Raw genomic sequence first — 26,218 nt, forward strand, 5'->3', positions numbered from 1 at the left:
GCTCGTGGCCGCTGCGCGCGCCGCCGGCCGGACGGCGCGCGCAGCGGAGTCCGCGTGTGTCAGCCGGCCGCTTGCCTGATCAGGTCGGCTACGGCCGCCGGCTGCGAGAGGTAGATCGCGTGGCTCCCCTTGGCCTCGACGGTGCGGGCGCCGATGCGCTCGGCCATCGCCCGCTGCGCGGGTGGCGGGATCATGCGGTCGTCGGTGGCGACCAGGTACCACGAGGGCTTGGTGCGCCAGGCCGGTGTCGAGACCGCGCCGCCCGCCGCGTCCAGTCCCCAGGGAACCTGCGAGTCGGCGAGGAACTCGGCCTGTGCGAGGGGCAGGTCGCCCGCGAACGCGTCGGCGAACCTGTCCCGGTCCAGGTGCAGGAACCCGTCGACCGGCGGCAGAATCGGCGGCACCGCCGCTCCGGGCGGCGGGTCGGCGATCAGCGTGTTCACCGACTCACCCTTGTCGGGGGCGAACGCGGCGATGTACACCAGCGAGGTCACCTTCTCGTGGTTGCCGGCCTCGGTCACCACGACCCCGCCGTACGAGTGGCCGACCAGGATCACCGGCCCCCGCTGCGCGTCGATGACCTGCCGGGTCGCGGCCACGTCGCCGTCCAGCGACAGCGTGGGGTTCTGGACGACGGACACGTGGTAGCCGTCGCGCCTCAGCGCCTCGTACACCCCCTGCCAGCCGGAGCCGTCCACGAAGCCTCCGTGGACCAGGACGACGTTCCCGCGCGGCGCGTTGTCGCTCATCGTTCCTCCCGTCTTCCTCAGGCCCGCAGATGCCGCCTTGTTGCGGCAGGTGCGGCCTTGGTGCGGAACGATAGGAACGCCGCGGTTGCCCCGGCTTCCGTTATTTGACGTAGCTCCGAGCGGGCCTCCGAGACGGACGGGGAAGGGGCCGGCACTCCCGGCGGAGGCCGAGGGAAGCCTCCGGTGACCGGCCACGTCGCCGGTGTGCCAAGCCGCCGCGCGGGCGCAGCCCGTCAGCCGCGCAGGGCCGAGAGGAAGATGCCGGGCAGCTTGGCGGGCGTCGGTGCCGCCGTGTAGGCGGTGAGGCGTCGCATCGTCGTGTGGCCCGTGCGGTGGGTGACGAAGTACGGCGGGCGGGGTGAGAGGGAGGGAGAGCGGGTGAACAGGCCACGTGGGGCGGGCGCGAACGGGGCTCGTAGCACGGTCTTCTCCACGTCCCGCAGCATGAAGGCGTTGTGCACGAACCCGATGCCGCTGCCGATCGCCTGACGCGTGTGTCCCGGGTACGCGCCCCACGGCGTGTAGCCGAGCAGGAAGCCGAACGCCGACCAGCAGTTGACGCCGAGGGTGCCGTAGCGGAGTGCGGTGACGGCCTCGTTCACGGCGGTGCGGTGGGCGCGTTCGGTCCGGGGGTGGACCAGCAGCGTCGCACCGAGGGTGCCGGGCAGCCTGTCGTTGGCGAACTCCGTTGCCGCGCGCAGGAATTCGGGTGTGTCGGCGCCAGGCAGTCGTACGACTCCCAGGGCGCCGGCGAACACCTCGTCCGTGAGCATCGGGTCGTCGGGGTCGGTGATGTCGGGCACGAGAAGACGGCGGTGCCCGTCGCCCGAGGTCGCGGCCTGCGGGTGTGCCCGCGCCATCGCGTCGAGGCGGTCGGCCGCGCCCGGGTAGTAGTCGGCGCGCGGCGGCAGGTCGCGCAGCAGCCGGCGGATCTCGGCGAGCAGCCGTTCCGTGCCGTCCCAGTCGCGCGGCACGATGAGGACCTGTGTCGCGACGCAGTTGTGGCCGGAGTTGTTCAGCTTGCTGGTCACGATGTGTTCGGCCTGATAGCGGAGGTCGGCCGCGCTCCATGGGCCCGGCGTCACGATGCACGGGCTGACGCCGCCCAGCTCGCTGGTGAAGGGTTTGTCGATGCGCGGGGTGTTCTCCCGACGGCGCTCGTCGGCCCGCTCGTCCGTTCCCCAGACGATGGCGTCGTGCGTGCGCTCGCTGCCGGTGACGTGGAGGGTGTCGACGCCGTCGTGGGTGGTGAGATACGCGCCCTCCTGTGCACCGCCGTCGACGAAACGGACCCAGCCACGGTCCACGAACTCCCCGAAGACCTTCTCGAAATGCGGGCGGAGGTATGAGTTCACCGGGTTCATCTTGGCGAGGACGACCTGTCCATCCGCGTACAGCTTGTGCAGGACGTCGAGCGGTGTGATCGCCGCGACGTTCCCCGCGCCGAGCACCAGTCCGACGGCCGGGCCCGGTCGCTGTCCCCGGTACACCTGCGCCGCTCGGGCCCGTGCCTGCTCCGGCGTCGTGCCGGGCAGGGTCCACACCTGTGCGGTGAAGCCGTTGAGCAGCAGACGGTCCGACACGGTCACGGGGAAGACGTCGATCACGGTACGGCCGTCCCGTTCACGGACTGCCCTGGCCGGGATCGGGTCGTGCCCGCCGGCGATCCTGCGCAGCACATGGAGGTAGGCCCGCACGGTCTGGGCCAGCGCCCAGGGCGCGGCCGCCCAGTCCTCGGCGGCCCAGCCGGACGCGGAGGCATAGCCCTTGGCGCGGGCGGCGTCGGCGACCATGGCGGACGCGCCGTCGGCGATGCGTGGCAGCATCCGCTCCAGCAGAGCGATCCGTTCCGTCAGTGGCGTGCCGGTCCAGTCCTCGGCGTGCGCGCGCAGGTCGGCCAGGGCGAGATCGAGGGGGGCGGTGTCGAGGGCGGGCGCGGTGCTCAAAGGTCAACTCCTGTGGTGGGCGGTGTTGGTTGGGGAGGGGAAGCGGCGGGCCTGTCGCTGCGCAGGGACAGGCGGCCCCGTGCGGAGCGTTCAGCCGTTCAACCGTTCAGCCGGGCGATGTCCCGGCCCGGGTCGACGAGGACGAAGGACGCTGCGGCCCCTACGGCCAGGAGCAGTCCGGACAGCAGCACGGCGCTCTGGTAGCCGTCGTTGCCCTGGGCGTCGACGAGGGCGCCGACGATCGCGGGCGCGGCGAGTCCCGCCGCCGTCACCACGGCGTTCATGGTGCCCAGCGCGCCGCCGCTGCGCGACGGCGGGGCGAGTTCGGCGACCGTGGTCGCGGCGATCGTCGCGTACGAGCCGCCGAGGCCGAAGCCGAAGGCGACCAGCACCGTCTTCGCCGTCGGACCGTCGACGAGAGGCAGGGCCAGACAGCAGGCCGCGCCGAGGGTGAGCAGCCAGCCGCCCACCCAGCCTCGGGCGCGGCGGCTGCCGACGCCGCGGCGCATCAGCCGTCCGGTGATCCCGGCCTGCGTGAGGAGCGTGAGGGCGCCGATGACCCAGGGGGCCACGAGGACGGTGGACGCCTCGCCGGCCGAGTAGCCGAGGGCGTTGCGCAGGTAGGAGGGCAGCCAGACCAGCATCAGGGCCACGGCCCAGTAGCTGGTGAAGTAGGCGAGGGTGACACCGATCCAGGTGCGGGTGGCGAAGATCCTTTTGTACGGCGCGTCGAAGCGTCGCTTCATGTGACGTTCGGCGTCCGCCGCGCCACCCGCGTGCCGACCACAGGCGTCCACCCCGCCAACCGCGTGCCGGCCGTCGGAGCCCACCACCCCGCCACCCGCGTGTCCACCCTCGGAGTCCACCCCGCCACCCGCGTGTCCCCCGTCGGCGCCCCCTCTACCGACGGCATGCCTGCCATCCGCGCCGAGCGCCGCCCATGCCACGGCCCACACGAGCCCCACAGCTGCGAGCACCCACAGGGCCGCGCGCCACCCGTGATTCTGGATCACCCAGGACAGTCCCGGCGCGGAGACGATGACCCCGAGGGTGACCCCCAGCGTGATCAGCGCGCCGGGCAGATTGCGCCGGTGGTTGGGGAACCAGGCCAGGGTGGCCTGCTGGGCGACGGGGAACGCGGGCCCTTCCGACGCGCCGAGGAGGACTCGGGAGACGACCAGCACCGCGAGACCACCGCCGATCGCGGCCGGCACCTGGGCCACGGACCACAGAACGGCCATCACGAGGAGCAGCATCTTCGTCGACAGCCGGTCGGCCGCCAGTCCGACGACGACCGCGGCGACGGAGAAGAGCAGAAAGAACGCGCTGTTGGCCAGGCCGAACTGAGTGGCGCTCAGGCCGAGGTCGGCGCGGATCTCGTCGGCGGCCAGACCCAGGACGGACTTGTCCGCGAAGTTGACCATCATGAAGACCACGAGCAGCGCGGTCACCGTCCAGGCGCGGACGCTGCTGCCGGGGGCCCGGGCGGTCCCGGCGGACTGCTGGGGCGCGGTGGGTACCGCGGACATGGGTGCTCCTGTGGGTGTGGGACGACGGCCTTGTGCCGTGCGGCTGTTGGGGAGGTACGGACGGGCCCGACCCGGCCGTCGGGCGAGGCACAGGCCCATCCCGGCAGGTTCAGGACAGAGGGACTCCCGCGATGGCGATGCGCTCCATCACGCGACGGCGCGGGTAGTAGTCGTTGATCGCGTAGTGCTGGGTGGCGATGTTGTCCCAGACGGCGATGGAGCCGGGCTCCCAGTGGAAGCGGACCTGGTACTCGGGGATGCGCGCCTGGAGAACCAGGATGTCGAGCAGTTCACGGCTCTCCGCGTCGGACAGGCCCTTGATGCGGGTGGTGAACGGCTCGTTGACGTACAGGGTCCTTCGGCCGCTGCGCGGATGGCGGACCACGACGGGGTGCTCGACCTTCGGCCACTGCTTGCGGAACGTGGCCTTCTGCTCGTCGTTCATCAGGGCGCCCCAGCTGGGCTCCCAGTCGTGGACCGCAGTGAGGTCCTCGATCCGCTCCTTCATGTCGGCGGGCAGGTTGTCGTAGGCCGCCGCCATGTCCGCCCACATCGTGTCGCCGCCGGCGGCCGGTACCTCGACGGCGCGCAGGACCGAACCGAGTGCCGGGTTGGGCATGAAGGAGTGGTCGCTGTGCCAGATGTTCTTGTTGCCAGCGGCCTTCGCGTCCTTGGCGAGCCGGGAGACGCCGACGGTCTCGGTCTTCGGGAAGAAGGGGTTCGGCTCAGGCGGGCCCCAGAGTGCGGAGAGCGCGAGCTGGTGTTCGGCGGTGAAGCCGGTCTGGTTGCGGAAGTAGATCACCTTCCACTCCAGGAGCGCCTGCCTCAGCTCGTCGGCGAGCTCGGCGCCGATCGGGCGGGTCAGGTCCACGCCGCCGAGCACGGCACCGAAGTGCGGGGTGAGCGGGTTGATCTCCACCAGTTCGTACGCGGAGGGCTCGGTACCGGGGGCGAGCCGGTCCAGGACCCGGCTTCCGTAGTGCATGAGGGGCTTGTCCAGGACGGGCCTGGGGTTCTCGACGGGGGCGGTCTCGACATGGCGCACGGCGGTGTCTCCCAACGGCGAAGGCCAAATACGTAACCGGCAGTATCGATATCGAGTCGCGGCGAGGCAAGAGGCTGGGACGTACGAATTCCGGAGGCTTTACGGGGCCGGGAACGCCTTTTGGGCAGGGCGAGCGCACGCCGGGAGTGACTTTCCGGCGTGCGGCGGAGGGGGTTATGTGAGTCGTGCGTCAGGGCCGGGCGGCGACCGCCCGGCCGATCAGGTCCACCATCGACTCGACGAGGGCCTCGTCCGGCAAGCGCTGCTCACCGACCATCCGGAAGACCAGCGACGCCGCGACGAGGGTGGTGGCGTCCGTCAGATCGGCGTCGGGCCGCACGTCACCGCGCGCGACACCGCGCTCCAGCACATGACGCGTCTCGTTCATCACCCGTGCCGTGTAGGCACGGTAGGCGCCGGGCTCCGCGCCCGCCTCGGCGGCCGCGCCGATCATGCCCGCGAGCAGTCGTGCGACACCCGGCTGCCGGTACGCCTCCATGCGCGCCGCCAGCACGGTACGCAGCTCGGCGCGGAAGTCTCCGAGGTCGGGCACGGTCAGCGGCCCGATCCGCGATTCGGCCGCCGCGATGACGAGGTCCTGCTTGGTCGGCCAGCGCCGGTACATCGCCGGCTTGCTCACCCCGGCGCGGGCCGCGACGGCATCCATGGTGAGCGCGCCCATGCCGTGCTCCGCCACCAACGCGACGACGGCGTCCAGCACCGCCGCGGTGAGGTGTTCCTGCCGCGGCCGGCCCGGCCCTCGGCGCACCTGCTCCACCCGTTCCTCGGACATGCCGCGACCCTAGTCGACGGGTCCCGGCCCCATCGCACAGCGGTCCGCCGGTGCCGGGACACGGACAACCGTCGCCTGCGTACGTGATGGCCGGCACCGCATGCGACAGGGCGGCGGCGACGCCGTACTCGGCCTTCCGGCCCGTACGAAGTCGCCGCCGCCCTGTCGCGTGGGCGTGCTCTCCCGTCCAGCGGACGGACTTGCCGCACGTATCAGATCCGGCCACCGGTCATACGGGTGATCGGACCCAGCGTGCGCCGGCCTGAACGCCGGCCCACCTGGTAGGACATCGCGCTCAGCACGGTCAGCCCCGCCCCCACGCCGGCGGCGAGGATCTTGCGGTGGGCGATGACCGTCCAGGCCGTCTTGGCGAACGCGGCGGCCTGCCCCGAGGCGGAGACGACCGCTTGGCGACCGGCCTCGACGCGCTGGGCTGCCGTCCGGGCGACCGAGGTGGTGGCCTCGGCCGTCCGCTCTGCGGCGCCGGCGGCGGCTGACGCCGCGTCACCGGTCTTGTCGGCAGCCTTGCCCGCCGCCTTCGACGCCGGAGCAGTCGCCCGTGACGTGGTGCTGCGGGCCTTGGACGCAGCAGCCTTCGCGGATACGGAATCTTGACTGGTGTCGTTGTTCGATGGGCTCATGGACATCGCGTTGCCCCAACCTGCGGCAGCAAACATGTTCGACCAAGACCACCTGGGCCGAGGCATCACGCGCCGCCACGCCGACAGGACCGCCGGACCGCGCTCGCCTGCCCGTCGACCCGGCTCGGTTCACCTCCTGACGGCAGAGCCGCCGTTCCTCACGCCGAGCGTTCGGGCTCCGCGGCCTCGGACATCGCCTGCTCGGCCCAGATGGTCTTACCCGGAGTCGTGAAGCGGGTGCCCCACGCCTGTGCCAACTGCGCGGTGATGAACAGGCCGCGCCCGCCCTCGTCGACCATCCCGGCGTGGCGCAGGTGCGGGGCGGCGGAACCGGCGTCGCGGACCTCGCAGGTCAGGGTGCGGTCATGGATGAGGCGGAGTTCGAGCGGCGGGGTGCCGTGCCGGATGGCGTTGGTCACGAGTTCGCTGACGATGAGCTGGGTGTTGTCGGCCGTCTCGCCCTGAAGCCCCCACGTGCCGAGTTGTCTGCGTGTGTCGCGGCGGGCGACGGCGACGGTCGCCGGATCCGGGTCGAGCGGCCAGGCGGCGAACCGGTGGGAAGGAAAGGCGCGGGTGCGAGCGACGATCACCGCGGCGTCATGAACGCCCATGCCGGCGGGCAGCGCATAGACGAGGGCATCGCACAGGTCCTGCAGCGGACGGTCGGCGTAGTCGGCCGGCGCGGCCAACGGGCCCGGGAACTCGGCCAGATACGCCGTGAGGAGCGGGTCGCTGGTGAACACCAGGACGCTGCCGGCCGGTACGTCCGCCTCGACGGCCGCGAACGGGGCGCCCTCCGAACTCCCCAGCCTCGGCCCGGCCGGCACGTCGAGGACGGAGACCGACCGGTTCGGGCCCACGGATCGGTACGGGCTGACGGCCCCGTCCGGGCGCACGACGAGGGGGGCCAGGTTCCCGGCCGCCGAGAGGGTGCACACGCCGGTCAGGGGATCGTGGACCGCGTAGGCACAGTCGGCTGTCAGCACCTCGTGGCGCAACGGATCGCCCAGTGGGAGACGCGCACGTTCGGCGGCGAGCCTTCCCGCCGTGTCGTGCAGCCGGGCGAGCAGTTCGTCGGGGCTGAGGTCGAACGCCGACAACGAGCGTACGGCGGTGCGGAGTTGCCCCATGGCGGCGGCCGCGTTCAGGCCCCGTCCGGATGCCTTGCCGACGACGACGGCGGTCCGGGCGCTGGACAGGGCGGTGGTGTCGTACCAGGCCCCGGGATCGGCACCGGTGACGGAGAGGTACGCGGTCTCCAGCCACGCCTGCGCTTCGGGCCGGCGGGGCAGGAGGCGGCGCTGGACCGTGGCGGCGATCGTGTGCTCGCGCGTGTAGCGGCGCGCGTTGTCGATGCACAGTGCCGTGTGCGTGGCCAGTTCGAGGGCGAGCGCGCGGTCGTTGTCGTCGAAGGCCGGCGAGTGCTCCGTCCGGTACAGGCTCACGATGCCGAGGACGGCGTCGCGCAGCGTCAGGGGAACCACGAGCAGGGAGTGCGCCCGTGCCGACCGGATCGCGTCCGCCAGCGCGCGATCGACCGCCAGCCATGGCGTGTCCGGATCGAGCTGGACCACCCTCGGTCGCAAGTCGGCCAGGGCCTGTGTCATGGGCGACGGACCGGCGAGGCGGCGGACGTCTCCCACCGACTGTTCCCGCGCCGGCCATCCGCTCCCACCGCGGAAAGCGGTGCGCATGACGAACGTGCCCGTGGGCAGCGGGGCCGGCGGCGGGTCGTCGCCGCGGATCACGGCGTCCACGACCTCCACGATGGCGACGTCGGCGAACGCGGGGACCACGGCCGAGGCGAGCTCCTCGCCGATCACGGCCGGATCCAGAGTGCTTCCCACATTGCGGCGCACGACGTCGAGAATCTTCGTACGGGCGTCGGCCCGCTCCCGTTCGGTGACGTCGACCGCGGTGACCGCGACGCCGAGCACGCAATGATCACCGTCTTCCAGACGCAGCGCGCTGACCTCGAAGGTCCGCTCCTGCGCCGCGTCCTCGACGTATGCGCGGATCATGTGCCGCCGCAGCGGGATCCCGGTGTCGAGCACCCGCCGCAGGAGGTCCTCCACGTCGTCGGCGTCGATGAGCCGGTAGACGTCACGAAGCGGGCGCCCCCGGAACTCGTCCTGCGACATGGTGCGCATGAAAGGGGTCGCCGTGTTCACGCGCAGTACCCGCAGGTCCGTGTCGAAGAGGTGGAGCCCGATCGGTGACTGGGTGAAGAGCGCCTCCAGCATCGACGCAGCGGTCTCGTCGACCCGCCCGACGGGATCACTGTGCGCCACGGAGACCACCTCCGAGGTCTGTACCGCGCTCTCTCGGGGCTCGGGGCTGCCCGCATCCCAGCCTGCTCCCCGGATGACGTGACCGCACCCGCAGCCGGCCGGTCGGAATCCGGCGGGCGGGCGGCGACCGGCCCCTTGACCGGGGGTGTCGCCGGCCCGCCGGTCGGCGAGCTGTTCCCGCGGTCGTGAGCGGAGAGGCAGTCCTGCGGCTCGGCCTTCCGCTCGGCTCTTCTCGCAGCCGCGCAGTCCTCCCGGGGCGCCGGTGTGCGCGATGCCGAGTCGGGCTACTCCGCTGCCGGCTGCGGGCGCCAGGTCCCGTCCAGCGGGATGCCCGCGGCCGCCGCGATCCGGTCGCGTGATGCGACCAGTCGGGTCCTGAGCGCCGCCAAGTCCACGTCCACCAGGGCGCCGTCGCGTTTGACCAGGCGGCCGGCGACGAGGACGGTGTCCACCAGACCGGGGTGGCCGGCGCTGACGATGGTGGCGGCCGGGTCGGTGACCGGGAACACGGTGAGGTCGTCCGCGCGCAGAAGGACGATGTCGGCGTCCTTGCCGGGTGTGATGCTGCCCGTGCGGTCGCCGAGCCCGCAGGAGGCGGCGGCGTCCACGGTGGCGAACTCCAGCAGGTCGCGGGAGCGCAGGCCGCCGTCCAGGCCGCGCTGTACGGCGAAGGCGGTCCGCATGGTGGAGAACATGTCGCCGCCGACGGAAGGGACGTCGTCGATGGACAGCGTGGGGCGCAGACCGGCGGCCAGCGCCCTTCCGGTCATCGGCGATCCGAAGCCCATCTTCAGCTCGACGTCCGGGCTGATCGACAGCCAGCCGCCGGCTCCGGCGAGCATCCGCAGTTCCTCGTCGCCGATCCCGTTGGCGTGCACGAACGTGGTGGTGTCCCGCAGCAGACCGTGCTGGTGCAGTTCGGTGATCGTCCCGCCGGCCTCGATGTGCAGGCTGGTGCGCAGGTCGAGTTCGGCTGCCAGCTTCAGCTCCCGGGCGACGGTGTCCATGCCGGTCGCCGCGGGTCCGCGCAGCCCCAGCGCCATGGTGACCAGGCCGTCCCCGCTGAGGCCGGAGCGGACGCGACGGATGTCGGCGTCGACGGGGTCGGGGGTGCCCCAGCCGGCGCCGAGGCAGTAGATCGAGCGTCCCGGCGCGTCGCGCAGCGCGGCGACGGCGGCGTCCTCGTGCTCCGGGGTCTGGGCGACGTGGTACCAGTCCAGCATCGTGGTCACGCCGGAGTGCAGCGCCTCCAGACGGCCGAGCAGGGTGCCCGCGTAGACGTCCTCGGGTTGGTAGTGGGGCTTGACGGTGCCGTGCATGGCCACCGCCCACTCGGGGAACGTCCAGTCCGCGCCGATGCCCCGGAACGCCGTCTGCCAGGTGTGCCGGTGGTTGTCGACGAAGCCGGGCATGACGATCCGGTCGGTCGCGTCGATCACTTCGGCGTCCGGCGCCTCGACACGCTCGGCCACTTCGGCGATCACGCCGTCCTCGATCAGCACGTCACCGCGCTCGAGATCGCCGACAGACGGGTCCATGCTGACCACGGTGCCGCCGGTGAGCAGGGTCTTCATCGGATGAACTCCTTCACTTGCGGATGTTGCGGATCATGAGGCGGCAGACGCGGCTTCGCCGCTCGCCACCGCGCGGATCTGCGGCGCCGCTCAGGCAGTGGCCGCAGGGGCGAGCAGCGTGTCGGCGGCGGCGACCGCGTCCGCGACCAGGTCGGACGTGTCCTCGATGCCGGCGGCCAGCCGGACCAGGCCCGGCGGCACCGACGCGGCGATCTGTTCCTCGCTGAGCATTCCGCGCCACATGGACGCCGGGTGCACGGCCAGGGACTCCACGCCGCCGAGGCTGGCCGAGCGGCGGGCGTGGCGCAGTCGGCCGAGGAAGGCGTCGGCCGTCTCGAATCCGCCGGCGAACTCGATGCCGAGTACGCCGCCGAAACCGCTCATCCGGTCAGCGGCGAGCTTGTGCTGCGGGTGGGTCGCCAGGCCCGGGTAGTGCACCCGGCTCACGGCCGGATGGTCCTGCAGGGCTTCGGCGAGGGCCTGACCGTTGGCGTTGTGCCGGGGCACGCGCAGCGGCAGCGTGCGCATGCCGCGCAGCAGCAGCCATGCGTCGATCGGGCCGAGCGTGGCTCCGGTGAGCAGACCGACGTCCCAGATCCGGTTCAGCGTCTCCGCGGGTCCGGCCAGCACTCCGGCGCAGACGTCGGAGTGGCCGTTGAGGTACTTGGTCGCGCTGTGCCAGACCAGGTCGATGCCGAAGTCCGCGGGCCGCTGGTTCAGCGGGGTGGCGAAGGTGTTGTCGGCCAAGGTCGGCACGCCGTGCGCGCGGGCCAGGTCCGCGACAGCGCGCAGGTCGGTGATCTGCAGCAGCGGATTGCTCGGCGACTCCACCAGGATCAGGCGGGTCTTGGCGGTCAGGGCCTTCTCGAACGCGTCCGGGTCGGTCTGGTCGACGAGGGTGGTCGAGACGCCCAGGCGCGGCAGCAGGTTCAGCAGCACCGAGGCCGTGCCCCCGTAGGTGGACCGCTGCCCGATGACGTGGTCCCCGGCGGACACCAGCGCCAGCACGGTGGTGGTCAGTGCGGCCATCCCGGAGGCGGTGACCATGGCCGCCTCGGTGCCTTCGAGTTCCGCGACCACGGCCGCGACCTGGGCGTGGTTCGGGTTGCCGAAGCGGGTGTAGAAGTCCTGGCCGCGCGGGGCTACGGCGACGCGGGCGAAAGTCTCCGCGTCCTCGGCCGAGAACGTCGCCGTCTGGTAGATGGGCGGCGCCACGGCACGGCTGGGCCGGACATCGCGATCGGCGTGAACGGTGATGGTGCTCTTGCCCGGCATGGATGCCCTCCCGTGAACCGTCGGTGCGACACCTGAAGCGTGACCGACCGGCATCCCGATGTGGCCGGATCTCGGCAACTTCGGCAGCAAATTGCGCACCTCCAAGGCGTACGATTGTGGTAGGCGCACGCTGCGCGCAATAATCTGCCACCATGGATGAGGTGGACCGTTCGATCCTGGCCGTGCTCGAACAACACGGCCGCATCAGCAACAACGAGCTGGCCGCCCGGGTCGGGCTGTCTCCGTCGCCCTGTCTGCGGCGCGTGCGTCAGCTGGAGGAAGCCGGGGTCATCCGTGGCTACCGGGCGCTGATCGATCCCGCGGCGGTCGGCCGCAGTCTGCGGGTGTTCGCGGGTGTGCGGCTGACGCGGCACACCCGCGCGGACGTGGTCGCTTTCGAGCGCGGGGTCACCCAACTGCCGGGGGTGGTCGCCTGTCACCACATCACCGGCAACTTCGACTACCTGCTTCAGGTCGAGGTGGCCGACCTTCCCGCCTATGAGGACTTCCACGCCCACCAGTTGGCCACCTTGCCGAGCGTGGCCACGGTGACCAGCTACGTCACCATGAAGACGCTCACCGCCGACACCGCCTGACCAGTCCGTCCCCTCGCATGGATCGACGCACCGCCGCCGGCGTTCCGGCAACCCTTGCGAGGACGGGCCACGGGAGTGGTCAGAGCGTGATGGTGCCGCGGATGCAGACGGTGGCGGCTCCCCCGACCCAGACGGTGCCGTCGGCGTCGGCGGTGATCTCGATGCTGGCCGCCCGGCCCAGTCTCGTGCCCTGGGAGACCCGGTAGGTGGAGGGTGCGGCGGCCGTGGAGGTGAGCCACTGGCCGACACCGGCGTTCATGCTGCCGCACGCGGGGTCTTCGGGCACCCCCACGCGGGGAGCGAAGGTGCGCATCTCGAAGCGGTGCTCGGATCCCTCGGGATGAGCACCGATCGCGCCGACCATCGCGGTCGGGATGAGGGACAGGTCGGGTTCGAGGGCGAGCACCTCGTCGGCGGTGGCCAGCTGGACCACGGCCCACCCGGGCCCGTTGTCCACCCACTGGTGAGCCAGGACCCGGTCACGTGTGATGCCGAACGCGGTCACGATCTGGTCGAGATGGACGTCGTCGAGCTCGCCGTCGCGGAGCCGTGGCGGGGCGGCGAAGGACAGAGCGTCCTCGTCGAGGCGGACGGTGACCAGGCCGGCCGCACACTCCTGCACGACCCGGCCGGTGTGCTGCGGCACACCGCCGCCGTCCAGCCAGGCACGCGCGGAACCGAGGGTGGGGTGCCCGGCGAACGGCAGCTCGCCCTGCGGAGTGAAGATGCGCAGTCGGTAGTCCGCATCCGGAGTCGTCGGAGGCAGGACGAACGTGGTCTCGGACAGATTCGTCCAGCGCGCCAGGCGCTGCATCTCCTCTTCGGTCAGGTCCGTCCCGTCCAGGACGACCGCAACCGGGTTGCCTCGATAAGGGCTCGTGGAGAACACATCGACCTGCACGAACGAGCGTGTACGCGGCATGGTGTTCAGGGCCTTTCGGTCGCGGCGGAAGCGGCGGATCCCGGGTGACCGCCTGTCATCGCAAGCGCGTCCATCCCAGCGGGGCTCGCGACTCCGGGACAGGGCCAGTGGCCACAAAGTGGACCGACCGGCCACGGCACGCCGCCGGAACCGTCCCCGGTCGAATCCACCGGTCGCTCATCGCTGCGGCTCGGGGAAGACCACGCGGAGCGTCCGAACCCGTCGGTTCCGGCGGACCATGACCCAGGCGAGCGTGGGCGGGCAGGGGTCGGGGATGCCCGCGGGGTTGATGACGTCCATCTCCCAGATGGTGAGGGAACGGCTGGCCACCACATGGCGCAGACGCTGCGTCACGCCCTTCTCCCGGTTCCTCCTCATGGCAGGGAAGGGGTGGCAGCGCTCCCCCGGCGTGCTGAGCACGCCGAGCAGCTCGGTCTCCGCCGGCCAGAGCTGCAGGATCTCCCTGGGCTGACGGCCGCGCCGGGCGCCCTCCAGCGTGACCTCGGCCTCCTGCCGGCTGTCCTCGGTGAGCCGGGAGGCGTCGTCGTGCATCTGTGCGGCGGTCGTCAGCAGTACCTGCGCGACCTTCGTCCGGGCCTGGTTGAGGCGGCTGCGCACCGTGCCGACCGGGATCTCGCAGGTCTGGGCGATCTCCCGGTAGGAGGTGATGCCGCTGAAGTGGCGCAGCATCAGCACCAATCGCAGCGGCTCGGGGAGTTGTTCCATCGCGTCCCAGATCCAGTCGCGCATCGCGTGCTGGTCGACGACCCGTTCGGGGTGCGAGGGACACGACGGCCCCTGGTCGCGGGCCTGCAGGTGGTCGAGGCCGACCAGACCCGGTGTCTCCCGGCCGGCGCGCAGTCGCATGCGGCAGCTGTTGCGCACGATCGCCCGCAGCCACGCGCCCACGGCCGCGGGGTCGCGTACGTCGCCGATGCGGCGCAGCGCGGTGAGTGCGGCGTCCTGCACCGCGTCCTCCGCGTCCGGGCCGTAGCCGAGCAGGCTCAGCGCCACCGCCCGCATCGGTGCCTGATGGCGGGCCAGCAGCAGGCCGAGCGCCGCGGTCTCCCCGGCCTGGGCCCGGCGGGTGAGTTCCTCGTCCGTGGGAGGGCTGAGGGCTGTCATGGTCTGCTAACGCCTCCGTAGGTGACGCGACCCGCGGGGCGTCGGCCGCAGTCGGCCGAGGCCCCGGAGTGCCTGTGCTGCATCATGCCCGGGTCAGGACGGCTCGGGCAGCCAGCTGCCGTGGAAACCGGCCGGGACGGGGTGCGGCAGCTCCACGACGGCCTGCACGGCAAGCTCCCGTGCGTCGAGTACGAGCAGCTCGCCCGCCGCGCCATGGTCGTCCGAGACGAGTGACAGCAGCCAGCCCTCGTCCTCACCGGCACCGTCGGCCGCCGGTACGAAGACGGCCTCGCCGGCGTGGCGGCTGCCGGGCGTCTCGTGCGTGCGCGCGGTGTGACGCGCGAGGTCGTGCTTGGTGATGCCGTCGTCGCCGACCGTGTACAGGTAACGGTGGGAGCGCCCGGTGCGTCTTTCGTCGTGGGTGGGGAACTCGGCCGCGCGGTCGTCCAGTGGGGACTCGGTGACGTGACCGGTGGCCGGGTCCAGGGTCCAGCGGTGCAAGGCCGAGGGAGCCCGGCCGTGCAGCGGCTCCCCCGCCCCGGCCGGGCCGCCGCCCGGTGACACGGGCCCGCCGATGTCCGACCAGCCACGCCGGAAACCGTCGCGGTCGTAGCGCACCGCGTCCAGCACGATCCGCCCGTGTCCGTCCTCATGGGCGTTGCCGACGTGGAAGACGTAGCAGGGATCGACGTCGTACCACCGCACGTCCGTGCTGCCCGGCGTCCGGGACATGACCCCGAGCCGCGCGCCGTAGCCGTCGTCCCACCGGTAGGGCATTCCGCCGCGTCCGGCGAGTTGGGGGTCGAGGACGACGGGCAGGTCCAGCCAGACGATGTGATGCTCGGTGATGGCGAAGTCGTGCATCATCGTCGGGCCCGGCACGTCGATCGGGCGGCTGTCGAGCAGGTCGCCCTCCGCCGTGACCCGGTGATACGTGAGGTACGGCGGGGCGAAGCCCGTCCCGAACAGGTGCAGTTCACCGGTGACGGGATCCTCCTTGGGGTGCGCGGTCATCGCCGTGGTCAGCCGTCCGAAGAAGTCGTACGGTCCGACGGTCTTCAGCGACGGGGTGACCCAGTAGGGAAGCCCGACCTCGCAGAGGGCGAGCACGATGCCGGCGTGCCGGATCACGTGGGTGTTGGCCGGAGTCGCGGCCAGATCGACGGTGAGGTCCTCCCGGATGAGGGGATGTCCCTCCAGCTCCCGGGTGCGCACCCACCGGTTGCGGTACCACTCGGCGCGGCCGTCGCTCAGCCGGATGCCGTGCAGCATGCCGGGTCCGGTGAACCAGTGCCCTTTGTCCTCGCCTGGCAGCGGGTTGGGGCCGTTGCGCAGATAGCGGCCGTCCAGCTCGGGCGGCAGCGAACCCCGCACGGTGAGGTCGGCCGCGGTGTGCTCGTCGGGGACCGGGGCGAAGCGGCCCCGGAGGTACAGGGGAAGAGTTGTCTCGTCGGTCATGCTGCTTTCCTGGTCTGGCCCCGCGGGTCCCGTCGGCGTCACGGAACCCACGGGGAGCGAGGAACCTGGTCGTGCCCTGCCGGAATCCGGTGCGGCCGATGCCCGTCAGGCCCGTTCGGATGCCCTGGGGCACCGGCCGTCGGCGATGAACCGTCAAGCGCCCGTTCCGGCGGCGGCCCGCTGGATGAGCGCGGTGACCTCACCGGGCTTGGACACGTACAGGGCGTGGCTGCCGCCGGTCTCGGTGACCGTCGCGCCGGCCCGCTCGGCCATGGCGCGCTGCGCCGGGGGCGGGATCATACGGTCGTCGGTGGCGACGAGGTAGAAGCTCGGCCTGGCCCGCCAGGCGGGCCGGCTGACGGTGCCTTCCAACGCGGCGACGCCCCACGGCACTTGGGAGTCGGCGAGGAACCGCGCCTCGTCGGCGGGCAGGTCGGCGGCGAAGGCCGCGGCGAACTGCTCCCGGTCCAGGAAGAGGAAGCCGTCGCGGGGCGGCAGGATGGGCGGAACGGGCGCGCCGGGCGGCGGGTCGGCGATGAGGGTGCTGACGGATTCGCCCTTGTCCGGCGCGAACGCCGCGATGTACACGAGCGCGCTCACGTTCTCGTGGTTGCCGGCCTGGGAGATCACCGCGCCACCGTAGGAATGGCCGACGAGTACGGTCGGGCCGTCCTGGGCGTCGAGGATCGACTCGGTTGCGGCGACGTCGCCGTCGAGGGAGAGCGTGGGGTTCTGGACAACGGTGACGCTGTAACCGTCGGCGGTCAGCCGGTCGTAGACCCCCTTCCAGCCCGAACCGTCGACGAACCCGCCGTGCACCAGGACGACGTTCCTCGCTTCAGTGCTCATGTGTGCTCACTCCTTCACTGGGCTGCTGGGGTACGACGGTGGGTTGGTGGGGTACGGCCGTGGACTGCCGGGGTGCGGCCGTGGCCGGTGCCTGGGAGGCCTGCAGACGTGCCTGGGCGCGGGCGGGATACACCTTCGTGAAGACGGCGGGGCCGACGAGACCGACGACGTGGGCGGCGATGCCCACCCAGGCAGGGGCGGACACCGCGCCGACGACGGCCAGGCTGACGCCGATGAAGGTGAAGCCAGTGCCCCACGCGCTGGTGATGTGGTTGTTGACGCGGATGAACTCCGGCATCTCCCAGAACTCGCGCGGTGTCTGGCGTTTGGCGATGCCCAGCGTGAAGGGGCGGCGGATCGCCAGCGTCCCCCAGGCCGTCGCGGCCAGCCAGGCGAAGGACACGACATCCGTGTGATGCGACAGGGCGGAGGCCGGCCGGGTGACGGCGACGGCACCGACCACGACGAAGTACACGATGGTGCTGACCTCCAGGATCAGCGCGTCCAGGTCCACCCCACGACGGCGGTCCTGGAGCAGGAGCAGCAGTCCGGAGGCGAACCCACTGACCGCACCCCAGCGCCAGTCGAAGGAGGAGACGACGCCGGCGACGATCCAGGGGATGAATCCGCGCAGATAACCCATTGAGCCTTCCTTGGTGAACCGGAACGAACGTGGTCGACGCGGACTGGATGCGGGTCGGGCGCGGAAGTTCGCACTCTGACCAGTGATGCGCGTCACACTGAACGGGCCGGCAGCTGCCGCTCACGGAGGAAGCGCAGGGCGCCCCTCTCCGCCCTCAGCCGAAGTGGCGGATGCGTGCCGCGGTCGCGGGAGCGTAGGGCAGCCAGTCGGCGGCCGTTCCGGCGGCGACGAACTCGGCTACGGCACTGGCGAATTCGTGCCCCAGGGCACGCTCGGAGTCACCGGCCCCGGCGAGGACGGGGCTGTCGGGGTAGGCGTCGAAGGTGTTGAAGAGGAACGGCAGTTCGGCGCAATGGGTGGCACCGAGGGCGTACGGATCCTCAGCGGGAGCATGGTCGAACTGGTAGACGTAAGTGGTGTTTCCACCGGCCGCGTGGTGGTCGGCGATCTCCAGCGAGCCGTCGCGGAAGAGGCCGTCGGTCTGTACGGCGGTGAAGGTCTGCGCCGGTGTCGCGTGCGGAAGACGGGCGGCGTGCCGCTGGTACACCTCCTGAGCGGCCTGCGGACCTACCTGCGCGCTGAGCACGTCCAGGGCGGCGGCCGTGGTCAGGTTCTGGATGCGGGGGTCGAAGGCGAAGAACGCCGTCGCCTCGTCGCGCGTGGTGCCGATCAGCAGTGACCTGCCCTCCAACGCGCCGTCCACGAGCGCCTGTTGCCGGGTGCGGGACAGGCCGGGGGCGCCCAGGACCGGGTACATCGGCGGCGCCGCGTCGCCCGGAGTCGCGAGCCGACCCGAGAGCCGGCCGTAGGCGTCCAGCAACTGCTCGGCGGGCAGGGCGCGCAGGGCCTTCGCGGTGTCCGCGCCGTCCGGGACACCCAGCAGGCGCAGGTAGGCGGCGGCGTTCTCGGTGGCCTGCTGCGGATCCTGCGGGTTCAGGCCGAAGGGGCCGCTCTGGAGCAGCACGCGGGTGATGGATGCGTTCGTCCCGGGGTCGAGGGCGAGCATCAGCGAGGAGTAGGCCCCGGCGGACTGCCCGCCGACGGTGACGACGCGTGGATCGCCGCCGAAGGAGGCGATGTTGTCCTGGACCCAGCGCAGAACGGCGGCCTGGTCCTGGAAGCCGAGGTTGGCAGCGCCGATCCGAGGCAGGTAGAGGTAACCGAGCGGTCCCACACGGTAGTTGGCCGTGACCACCACGATGTCGCCGAGGGCGGCGAGCCGGCTGCCGTCGTACCAGTCCCAGCCGCCGGATCCGCTGGTGAAACCGCCCCCGTGCCACCAGACCAGGACCGGGCGCGTCGCTCCGTCCTCCAGCGCCCGGCGCGGGGCGAAGACGTTGAGGGTCAGGCTGCCGTCCTCGTTCCAGTCCGGTACACGCCGCCCCTGCACCCTCTCCAGCCGGGAGGCGGCCTGCGGCACGGACGGGCCGGCCGGTGCCGCATCCCGTACGTCCGTCCAGCCCGGGTGCGGCCGCGGCGGCGCGAACCTCAGTTCACCCACCGGCGACGCGGCGTACGGGACGCCCCGGAAGGAGATCGCCCCGCCCTCCGCCACTCCCCTGACCTTGCCTCGACCGGTGTCCCTGACCATGTGCTCGATGCCCGTCATCGTGCTCACCCGCTCTCTCGTCTCGATCGACCTGAGACGTTTCTAGGCCGGGGTGAAAATCCGAGCCAGAAGTGTCGACTCCGACGGAGGAAGTAGGACATAGGATCTTGATTCATGGAGGAAGTACGCCATCCACTCAACGAGACCGACAGCCGGATCACCGCCGCGCTGCTGGCCGCCCCACGCGCCTCGTGGCGCACGGTCGGACGCGTCCTCGACATCTCGGAGCGCACCGTCGTCCGCCGTACGGCACCGCTGTTCGGCGACGGCACCCTGCGTGCCACGGCAGTGCGCAACCCCGTGCACTTCCCCGATCTGATCCCGCTGGCCCTGCGCATCCGCTGCAAGCCCCACCGCATCAGAGCCGTCGCCGCCACCCTGGCCCGCCGCCCCGACACCGTCTGGGTGGACGTCCTCGGCGGCGGCGACGAGATCTGCACCGTGCTGTTCCTGGACGGCACGCAGGCGCGCAACCACCTGCTGCTGCGCGACCTCCCCGCCACCCCGGCGGTGCAGTCCTGGACCTCCCACGTGCTGCTGCGGGTCTTCCCTGCCGCCTTCGACTGGAGCGGCGGCCTGCTCACGGAGGCGGAACTGGCCGCACTGCGCCCCGACATGGCGGCGGCACTCGAACGCCCCGCCCTCCAGCCCGTCGACCAGCACCTGATCACCGCTCTGACCGAGGACGGACGCGCCTCGTACACCGACCTCGCCCGCCGCGCCGACACCACCGCGCTCACCGCCCGCCGGCGCCTGGAGGCACTGGTCGGCGGCCAGGTCCTGCGGCTCGCGACCGAGGTCGACCTCGCCCGGCTGGGCATCCGCACCGAGGCCCTGTTGTGGATCACCGTCGCGCCGGGCGGACTGGAGGAGACGGGTCGCCGGCTCAGCCGCCACCCCCAGGTCCGCTTCGCCTCCGCCACCACCGGCCCCGCCAACCTCCTCGTGGCCGTCGCGGCAGCGGACCTCGACGCGCTCTACCACTTCGTGAGCGACACGATCGGCGCCCTGGAACACATCTCCACCGTGGAGGTCACTCCCATCCTGAGCGGCGTCAAGCGAACCGGCCTGGTGCGCCCGGCCAGCCTCTGAGCCGGCAACACGCCGCCCTCCACAGCGCCACCGGAACCACGCACGACACACGGCCGACCCGTCACCCGCCCAGCGGTTGACAGCTGCCGCAACTGACGTATTCAGCACGGCAGTTGAGCCGCCAGGACTGACACCATCGCTCAGCCGTCAGCAGCCGGGGCGGGCCTGCCATCGGCCCGTCCGCCGGGCCCGGCCGCCTCTCCCTCGACCCCGCATATGATCGAAAGCCGGACCTGTGCCATCGGACTCCTCCCGCAGGTCAACGTCGCCCCGACACCCGACGAAGGCTGAGAAGGACGATCATGCAGACCCACCCCGTCGACCACGAACTGATCGAGGCCGCGGCCCAGGTCGCGCGCACGCGCTGCAGGGGTGACAACCACACCATGGCAGCGGCCGCACGGGCCGGCGACGGCCGGATCATCACCGCGGTGAACGCCTACCACTTCACGGGCGGCCCCTGCGCCGAGCTGGTCCTCGTCGGTACGGCGGCCGCCCAGGGCGCCTACGAGTTGGACACCATCGTCGCCGTGGGCGACCGCGACCGAGGGGTCGTTCCCCCGTGCGGACGGTGCCGTCAGGTTCTTCTCGACTACTACCCCACCCTCAAGGTCATCGTCGGCAAGGACGACCGCACACGAACGGTCCTCATCACCGACCTGCTGCCCGAGTCGTACCTCTGGGCCGACCATCAGGAATAGACCGGCACCGCGCAGCAGGACCGGCCGGCAGCAGGGCGGACGGTGCCCGGCGCAGCACTAGCTCGTGCCGGCGGGCGGGTCGGCGTAGACGCCGTGCAACATGCCTGTGGCCTGGCCGACTTCGATGAGATAGCCGTCCGGGTCACGCACGTAGCACCGCACCTCGGCCCCGCGATCGATCGGCGGCGTGAGGAATTCGGCGCCCTTCGCGCTCCACTCCCGGTGGCAGGCCTCGATGTCGGCGACGCGGAGGTTGAGGAAGCTGCTGACCGTGGTCGGGTCGGTGGGTGGACGCAGGGTGACGTCGGGCTTGTCCGGGGTGGGGCCGCCGCCCGGGTTCATGATGATCCATCCGTTGGCGAGCCGGACGGTGCAGGGGTTCTCCTCCAGCACCACCTCACCGCCGAGGACGTCGCTGTAGAAGGCACGCGAGCGGGCCACGTCGGCGACCGTCAGGAAATGAGTGACCAGGAGCCCGGAATCCGGGGCGGGAAAGCCGTCAGGCTGCACGGGAGACCTCCAGACAGAAAGGACATTTCCTGTCATGGTGGGGGACGGACATCCTCGCGCGCAGATCAACACGGCCGCGGGAGCGGATCTTGGACACCGCCCTGGTCAACCATCCGAGCGGAGCCACTAGCCCACCCGGGTCCTCTGGGCCACCCCGACGCGATCCCGGCGGTGCGTCCCGCGGCCGCCGCCCGTGCGATGGGCCATGTTGCTGAACGTCGAACCGATCGATCGGTCCCGGCCGGACGCGAAGGAGGCCCGCGGTGGGTGAGCTGTACATCGACGGTGAGTGGACACAGGCTGCGGCCGGTGCGCGGCGCGAGGTGGTCAACCCCTACGACGCCTCCGTCATCACCACGGTCGACGAGGCCGACGCCACCGACGTGGACCGCGCCGTCCGCGCCGCCCGGCGCGCCTTCGACGAGGGGGACTGGGCGAACGCCCCCTCGCGCCGCCGGGCCGACCTCCTGCTGCGCGTCCGCGATCTGCTGCTGCGCGACAAGGAGGACATCGCCCGCACCGAGACGCTCGACACCGGCAAGACGCTCACCGAGGGCCGGATCGACGTGGAGGACGTGGCGAACGCCTTCCGCTACTTCGCCGAACTCGCGGGCAAGGACGGCGGCAGGGTCGTGGACGTCGGCCCGGACGTCCTCAGCCGCGTCGTCTACCAGCCGGTCGGGGTGTGCGCGCTCATCGCCCCCTGGAACTACCCGCTGCTCCAGGCGTCGTGGAAGGTGGCCCCCGCCCTCGCCGCCGGCAACACCTTCGTCCTCAAGCCCAGCGAGACCACACCGCTCACCACGATCGCCATGCTCCGCCTCATCGAGGAGGCCGGCGCACCACGCGGCGTCGCCAACCTGGTGCTCGGCTCCGGGGCCACCGTGGGCGCCGCCCTCACCGGCCACCCCGACGTCGACCTGGTGTCCTTCACCGGCGGCCTGTCCACCGGACGGTCCATCATGGCCAGCGCCGCCGAGGGGCCGAGGAACATCGCACTGGAACTGGGCGGCAAGAACCCCAACATCGTCTTCGCGGACGCCGACTTCGACGCCGCCGTGGACTACGCGCTGGACGCCGCCTTCCTGCACTCCGGTCAGGTCTGCTCGGCCGGTTCGCGTCTGCTGGTCGAGGACGCGCTGCACGACCGGTTCGTCGAGGCCTACGCCGACCGCGCGCGGGCGATCCGGCTCGGCAACGGCCTGGAGGAGGGCACCGAGAGCGGGCCGCTCAGCTCCGCCGAGCACCGCGAGAAGGTCGAGAGCTACATCGCCGTAGGGCGGGAGGAGGGCGCCCGGCTCGTCACCGGCGGCACCCGCCCGGACGATCCGGCCCTGAACCGCGGCTTCTTCCTGCTGCCGACGATCTTCGCCGACTGCGACCGCTCCATGCGCATCGTCCAGGAGGAGGTCTTCGGCCCGGTGGTCACCGTGGAGCGCTTCCGCACCGAGGACGAGGCGGTGGAACTGGCCAACGACACCCGCTACGGCCTGGCCGGCGGCGTGTGGACCTCCGACGCGAGCCGCGCCCAGCGCGTCGCGCAGCGGCTGCGGCACGGCACCGTGTGGATCAACGACTTCCACCCCTACGTGCCGCAGGCCGAGTGGGGCGGCTTCGGCCGTTCCGGCGTCGGACGCGAACTGGGCCCCACCGGGCTGCGCGAGTACCAGGAGGCGAAGCACATCTACCAGAACCTCGCGCCGGCTCGCTCGGGCTGGTTCAAGGGCTGACGCCCGGGCTCCGCAGCGCCCGTCATGGCGCGACGACCACCACACACCGACCGTACGCCCCTCTGCGCAACGGCCGACGAAGAAGGGCACCGCATGGCCCCCACCACCCCGCACGGCCCCGAGTCCGCCTACGACTACGTCATCGTCGGCGGAGGCACCGCCGGCTGTGTGCTCGCCGCCCGGCTGAGCGAGGACCCCGACTGCCGCGTCTGCGTCATCGAGGGCGGCCCCAGCGACGTCGGCGACGAACGCATCCTGCGCCTGCGCAACTGGATCAACCTGCTCGGCTCGGAGTTCGACTACGGCTACACGACCGTCGAGCAGCCGCGCGGCAACTCCCACATCCTGCACTCACGGGCCCGGGTGCTCGGCGGCTGTTCCTCCCACAACACGCTGATCAGCTTCCTGCCGCTGCCCCAGGACCTGGACGACTGGGTGAGCCGGGGCTGTGCCGGCTGGGAGCCGTCGACGATCCTGCCGTACCGCGACCGGCTGCTCACCGAGATCGTCCCGGTGGCCGAGGCGGACCGCAATCCCATCGCCAAGGACTTCGTGACCGCGGCCGCGCGCGCACTCGGCGTCCCCGTCGTCGACGACTTCAACGCCGAACCCTTCGCCGACGGCGCCGGCTTCTTCTCGCTGGCCTACCAGCCGCAGGGCAATCTGCGTTCCTCCGCGTCCGTCGCCTACCTCCACCCCGTCCTGGACCGGCCCAACCTCACGCTGCTGCTGGAGACATGGGCCCACCGACTTCTCACCGACGACTCCGGCCGGCTGACCCGGGTCGCCGTCCGCGGCGCCGACGGGGAGCCGGCCGCCGTGCGCGCCGAGCGGGAACTCCTGCTGTGCGCCGGAGCCATCGACACCCCGCGCCTGCTGATGCTGTCCGGTATCGGCCCGGCCGACGACCTGCGCGGCCTGGGCATCCGTGTACGGGCCGACCTGCCCGGCGTGGGGGAGAACCTGCTGGACCACCCCGAGTCGGTGATCGTCTGGGAGACCGCCGGACCGCTGCCACCCCAATCGGCGATGGACTCCGACGCCGGGCTGTTCCTGCGCCGCGACAAGGGCCAGCCCCGCCCCGACCTGATGTTCCACTTCTACCAGGTGCCGTTCACCGTCAACACCGAACGTCTCGGCTACCCCGTGCCGCAGCACGGAGTGTGCATGACGCCGAACGTGCCGCGTGCTCGCTCCACCGGCCGCATGTGGCTGCGCAGCGCCGATCCGTCCCAGCATCCCGCCCTGGACTTCCGGTACTTCACCGACCCCGAGGGACATGACGAGCGCACCGTCGTGGACGGTCTCAAGGTCGCCCGCGAGGTCGCCGCCACCGACCCGCTGCGCGACTGGCTCGTCCGCGAGGTCGCGCCCGGCCCGGACGTCGTCTCCGACGCCGACCTGTCGGAGTACGGCCGCCGCGCGGCACACACCGTCTACCACCCGGCGGGCACGTGCCGCATGGGCGCCCCGGACGACCCGATGGCCGTCTGCGACCCGGAGTTGAGACTGCGCGGCTTCGATGGCGTGCGGATCGTCGACGCGTCGGTGTTCCCGACGATGCCCACCATCAACCCCATGGTGACCGTGCTGCTCGCCGCCGAACGCGCCACCGACCTGATCACCGCGGGACGGGGGGCGCGGCCATGACCGGTACCCAGCCGCCCGCAGCCACGTCCGGCGTCCCGGGCGGCGAGCCCGGCTCGGAGTTCCGCAAGGACATGGGCCCCTGGGCGAACTTCGCCCTCGGCTTCACCTACCTCTCCCCCGTGGTGAGCACCTACACCCTCTTCGGCACCGCCATCGTCGAGGGCGGACCGCCGATGGTCTGGGCGTTCCTGATCGCCGGCTGCGGTCAGTTCCTCGTCGCGCTGATCTTCGGTGAGATCGTCGCCCAGTACCCGATCGCGGGCGGCGTCTACCCCTGGGCCCGGCGGCTGTGGGGCAAGCGCTGGGCGTGGATGACCGGCTGGGTGTACATGTGGGCCCTGCTGGTGACGATCACGTCCGTCGCGTACGGCGCCGGTCCCTACATCGCGATCCTCTTCGGCTTCGACGCCACCGTGCACACCACCGTGCTGTGCACCGCCGTCCTCATCGTCGTCGCCATCCTCATCAACTACATGGGCACCAAGGCACTGTCGGCGGCGGCCATCATCGGTTTCGGCGGCGAGCTGATCGGCGCCCTCGTCGTCGGCATCTACCTGCTGACCACGCACCGCCACCACAACCTCGGCATCATCTTCGACACGTACGGCATCGAGGAGAACGGCTCCTATCTGCCCGCGTTCCTGGCCGCCGCGATCATCGGCCTCTACCAGTACTACGGCTTCGAGGCGTGCGGCGACACCGCCGAGGAGGTCGCCCACCCCGGCCGGGTCATTCCGCGGGCGATGCGTCGCACGATCTACATCGGCGGCGCCGCGGCCACGTTCACCTGCATGTCGCTGCTGCTGTCGGTCACCGACTTCAACGCGATCATCTCCGGCGAGCAGGCCGACCCGGTGGTGGACGTGCTGTACGACGCCATGGGCGAGACCGGGGCGCGGCTGGTGATGGCCGTGGTCCTGATCTCGTTCCTGTCCTGCACCATCAGCCTTCAGGCCGCCGCCGGGCGGCTCATCTACTCCTACGCCCGGGACGAGATGATCGTCGGGCACCAGTTGCTGCGGCGGTTCTCCCACGCCCGCGCGGTGCCCGGCTACGCGCTGTTCGTGTCCGCCGCGGTGCCGCTGCTCATCGCCTTCGCCTCGCTGCTCTCCGAGGACGCCCTCACCAACATCGTCTCGTTCGCGATCCTCGGCATCTACGGCTCGTTCCAGATGGTGGTCCTGGCAGCGCTGCGCGCCCGGCTCAAGGGCTGGCGTCCGGCCGGTGAGTTCACCCTGGGCCGCTGGGGCCTCGCGGTGAACGTCGCGGCGCTGGTCTACGGCATCCTCGCCATCATCAACATCTCCTGGGCCCGCACACCGGAGAAGTCCTGGTGGGAGAACTGGATCGTCCTGCTGTGCGGCGCGGTCGTGCTGGTCTCCGGCCTGCTCTACATGTTCACCACCCACCACTACGGCCGCGGCGACGCCCCCGCCGGTGACGCCGTACCGGAGAACCGGCGTCCGTCCTCGGACCAGCATCCCGTGTGA

General features: G+C 71.6%; 22 protein-coding genes. 6 read left to right on the forward strand and 16 right to left on the reverse strand.

Annotated features, from left to right (window positions below):
• Positions 1–59: 59 nt before the first annotated feature.
• The 9 genes from ACGFW6_RS01450 to ACGFW6_RS01490 form a co-directional block, all read right to left on the reverse strand.
• Positions 60–749, reverse strand: a complete 690-nt coding sequence (locus ACGFW6_RS01450) for an alpha/beta fold hydrolase (protein WP_393503235.1) — start codon at positions 747–749, stop codon at positions 60–62.
• A 233-nt stretch (positions 750–982) separates the two neighbouring features.
• Positions 983–2,695: an aldehyde dehydrogenase family protein gene (locus ACGFW6_RS01455; protein ID WP_393503237.1), complete on the reverse strand. Its 1,713-nt coding sequence runs from the start codon at positions 2,693–2,695 to the stop codon at positions 983–985.
• Positions 2,696–2,793: 98 nt separating this feature from the next.
• A complete protein-coding gene (locus tag ACGFW6_RS01460) occupies positions 2,794–4,224 on the reverse strand; it encodes an MFS transporter (RefSeq protein WP_393503239.1) in 1,431 nt (476 codons plus the stop codon).
• A gap of 109 nt (positions 4,225–4,333) precedes the next feature.
• Positions 4,334–5,209 (reverse strand): TauD/TfdA dioxygenase family protein, encoded by an 876-nt coding sequence (locus ACGFW6_RS01465; RefSeq protein WP_393505038.1) that lies wholly within the window; start codon positions 5,207–5,209, stop codon positions 4,334–4,336.
• Positions 5,210–5,459: 250 nt separating this feature from the next.
• Positions 5,460–6,062, reverse strand: coding sequence for a TetR/AcrR family transcriptional regulator (locus ACGFW6_RS01470; protein ID WP_393503241.1), 603 nt, complete (start codon positions 6,060–6,062; stop codon positions 5,460–5,462).
• A gap of 212 nt (positions 6,063–6,274) precedes the next feature.
• Positions 6,275–6,709 (reverse strand): hypothetical protein, encoded by a 435-nt coding sequence (locus ACGFW6_RS01475; protein ID WP_393503243.1) that lies wholly within the window; start codon positions 6,707–6,709, stop codon positions 6,275–6,277.
• A gap of 152 nt (positions 6,710–6,861) precedes the next feature.
• Complete coding sequence (locus ACGFW6_RS01480; protein ID WP_393503245.1) at positions 6,862–8,994, reverse strand: SpoIIE family protein phosphatase; 2,133 nt, start codon at positions 8,992–8,994, stop codon at positions 6,862–6,864.
• A 284-nt stretch (positions 8,995–9,278) separates the two neighbouring features.
• Positions 9,279–10,568 (reverse strand): amidohydrolase family protein, encoded by a 1,290-nt coding sequence (locus ACGFW6_RS01485; protein WP_393503247.1) that lies wholly within the window; start codon positions 10,566–10,568, stop codon positions 9,279–9,281.
• Positions 10,569–10,658: 90 nt separating this feature from the next.
• Complete coding sequence (locus tag ACGFW6_RS01490; RefSeq protein WP_393503248.1) at positions 10,659–11,843, reverse strand: trans-sulfuration enzyme family protein; 1,185 nt, start codon at positions 11,841–11,843, stop codon at positions 10,659–10,661.
• 152 nt (positions 11,844–11,995) lie between these two features.
• Between ACGFW6_RS01490 and ACGFW6_RS01495 the strand changes: the two genes are divergently transcribed.
• Entirely contained in the window at positions 11,996–12,439 is a 444-nt protein-coding gene (locus ACGFW6_RS01495) for an Lrp/AsnC family transcriptional regulator (RefSeq protein WP_393503250.1), read from the forward strand.
• A gap of 79 nt (positions 12,440–12,518) precedes the next feature.
• On the opposite strand, the gene ACGFW6_RS01500 is transcribed toward ACGFW6_RS01495, so the two are convergent.
• The 6 genes from ACGFW6_RS01500 to ACGFW6_RS01525 all read right to left on the reverse strand — a co-directional run bounded on the left by ACGFW6_RS01500 (position 12,519) and on the right by ACGFW6_RS01525 (position 19,045).
• A complete protein-coding gene (locus tag ACGFW6_RS01500; protein ID WP_393503252.1) occupies positions 12,519–13,361 on the reverse strand; it encodes a PhzF family phenazine biosynthesis protein in 843 nt (280 codons plus the stop codon).
• A gap of 177 nt (positions 13,362–13,538) precedes the next feature.
• Positions 13,539–14,486 (reverse strand): RNA polymerase sigma factor, encoded by a 948-nt coding sequence (locus ACGFW6_RS01505; protein WP_393503254.1) that lies wholly within the window; start codon positions 14,484–14,486, stop codon positions 13,539–13,541.
• A 93-nt stretch (positions 14,487–14,579) separates the two neighbouring features.
• Positions 14,580–15,944, reverse strand: a complete 1,365-nt coding sequence (locus tag ACGFW6_RS01510) for a carotenoid oxygenase family protein (RefSeq protein WP_393503256.1) — start codon at positions 15,942–15,944, stop codon at positions 14,580–14,582.
• A gap of 153 nt (positions 15,945–16,097) precedes the next feature.
• Entirely contained in the window at positions 16,098–16,793 is a 696-nt protein-coding gene (locus tag ACGFW6_RS01515; protein WP_393503258.1) for an alpha/beta fold hydrolase, read from the reverse strand.
• Positions 16,783–17,436: a hypothetical protein gene (locus tag ACGFW6_RS01520; protein ID WP_393503259.1), complete on the reverse strand. Its 654-nt coding sequence runs from the start codon at positions 17,434–17,436 to the stop codon at positions 16,783–16,785. Before ACGFW6_RS01520 ends, ACGFW6_RS01515 begins: the two co-directional genes overlap by 11 nt.
• A 154-nt stretch (positions 17,437–17,590) precedes the next feature.
• A complete protein-coding gene (locus ACGFW6_RS01525; RefSeq protein WP_393505040.1) occupies positions 17,591–19,045 on the reverse strand; it encodes a carboxylesterase/lipase family protein in 1,455 nt (484 codons plus the stop codon).
• Positions 19,046–19,159: 114 nt separating this feature from the next.
• On the opposite strand from ACGFW6_RS01525, the gene ACGFW6_RS01530 reads away from it, so the two are divergent.
• Together ACGFW6_RS01530 and ACGFW6_RS01535 are read left to right on the forward strand one after the other, a co-directional pair.
• On the forward strand, positions 19,160–20,137 hold the full coding sequence (locus tag ACGFW6_RS01530) for an Lrp/AsnC family transcriptional regulator (protein ID WP_393503261.1): 978 nt from the start codon (positions 19,160–19,162) through the stop codon (positions 20,135–20,137).
• Positions 20,138–20,439: 302 nt separating this feature from the next.
• Positions 20,440–20,838, forward strand: a complete 399-nt coding sequence (locus tag ACGFW6_RS01535; protein ID WP_393503263.1) for a cytidine deaminase — start codon at positions 20,440–20,442, stop codon at positions 20,836–20,838.
• Between the two features lie 57 nt (positions 20,839–20,895).
• On the opposite strand, the gene ACGFW6_RS01540 is transcribed toward ACGFW6_RS01535, so the two are convergent.
• Entirely contained in the window at positions 20,896–21,384 is a 489-nt protein-coding gene (locus tag ACGFW6_RS01540) for a VOC family protein (RefSeq protein WP_393503265.1), read from the reverse strand.
• 227 nt (positions 21,385–21,611) lie between these two features.
• On the opposite strand from ACGFW6_RS01540, the gene ACGFW6_RS01545 reads away from it, so the two are divergent.
• From ACGFW6_RS01545 to ACGFW6_RS01555, 3 genes are all read left to right on the forward strand, one after another.
• Positions 21,612–23,078: an aldehyde dehydrogenase family protein gene (locus ACGFW6_RS01545; RefSeq protein ID WP_393503267.1), complete on the forward strand. Its 1,467-nt coding sequence runs from the start codon at positions 21,612–21,614 to the stop codon at positions 23,076–23,078.
• A gap of 93 nt (positions 23,079–23,171) precedes the next feature.
• Positions 23,172–24,728: a GMC family oxidoreductase gene (locus ACGFW6_RS01550; RefSeq protein ID WP_393503269.1), complete on the forward strand. Its 1,557-nt coding sequence runs from the start codon at positions 23,172–23,174 to the stop codon at positions 24,726–24,728.
• Positions 24,725–26,218, forward strand: a complete 1,494-nt coding sequence (locus tag ACGFW6_RS01555; RefSeq protein ID WP_393503271.1) for an APC family permease — start codon at positions 24,725–24,727, stop codon at positions 26,216–26,218. Before ACGFW6_RS01550 ends, ACGFW6_RS01555 begins: the two co-directional genes overlap by 4 nt.

The organism is Streptomyces sp. Y7, from assembly GCF_043195415.1.
GTDB lineage: Bacteria > Actinomycetota > Actinomycetes > Streptomycetales > Streptomycetaceae > Streptomyces.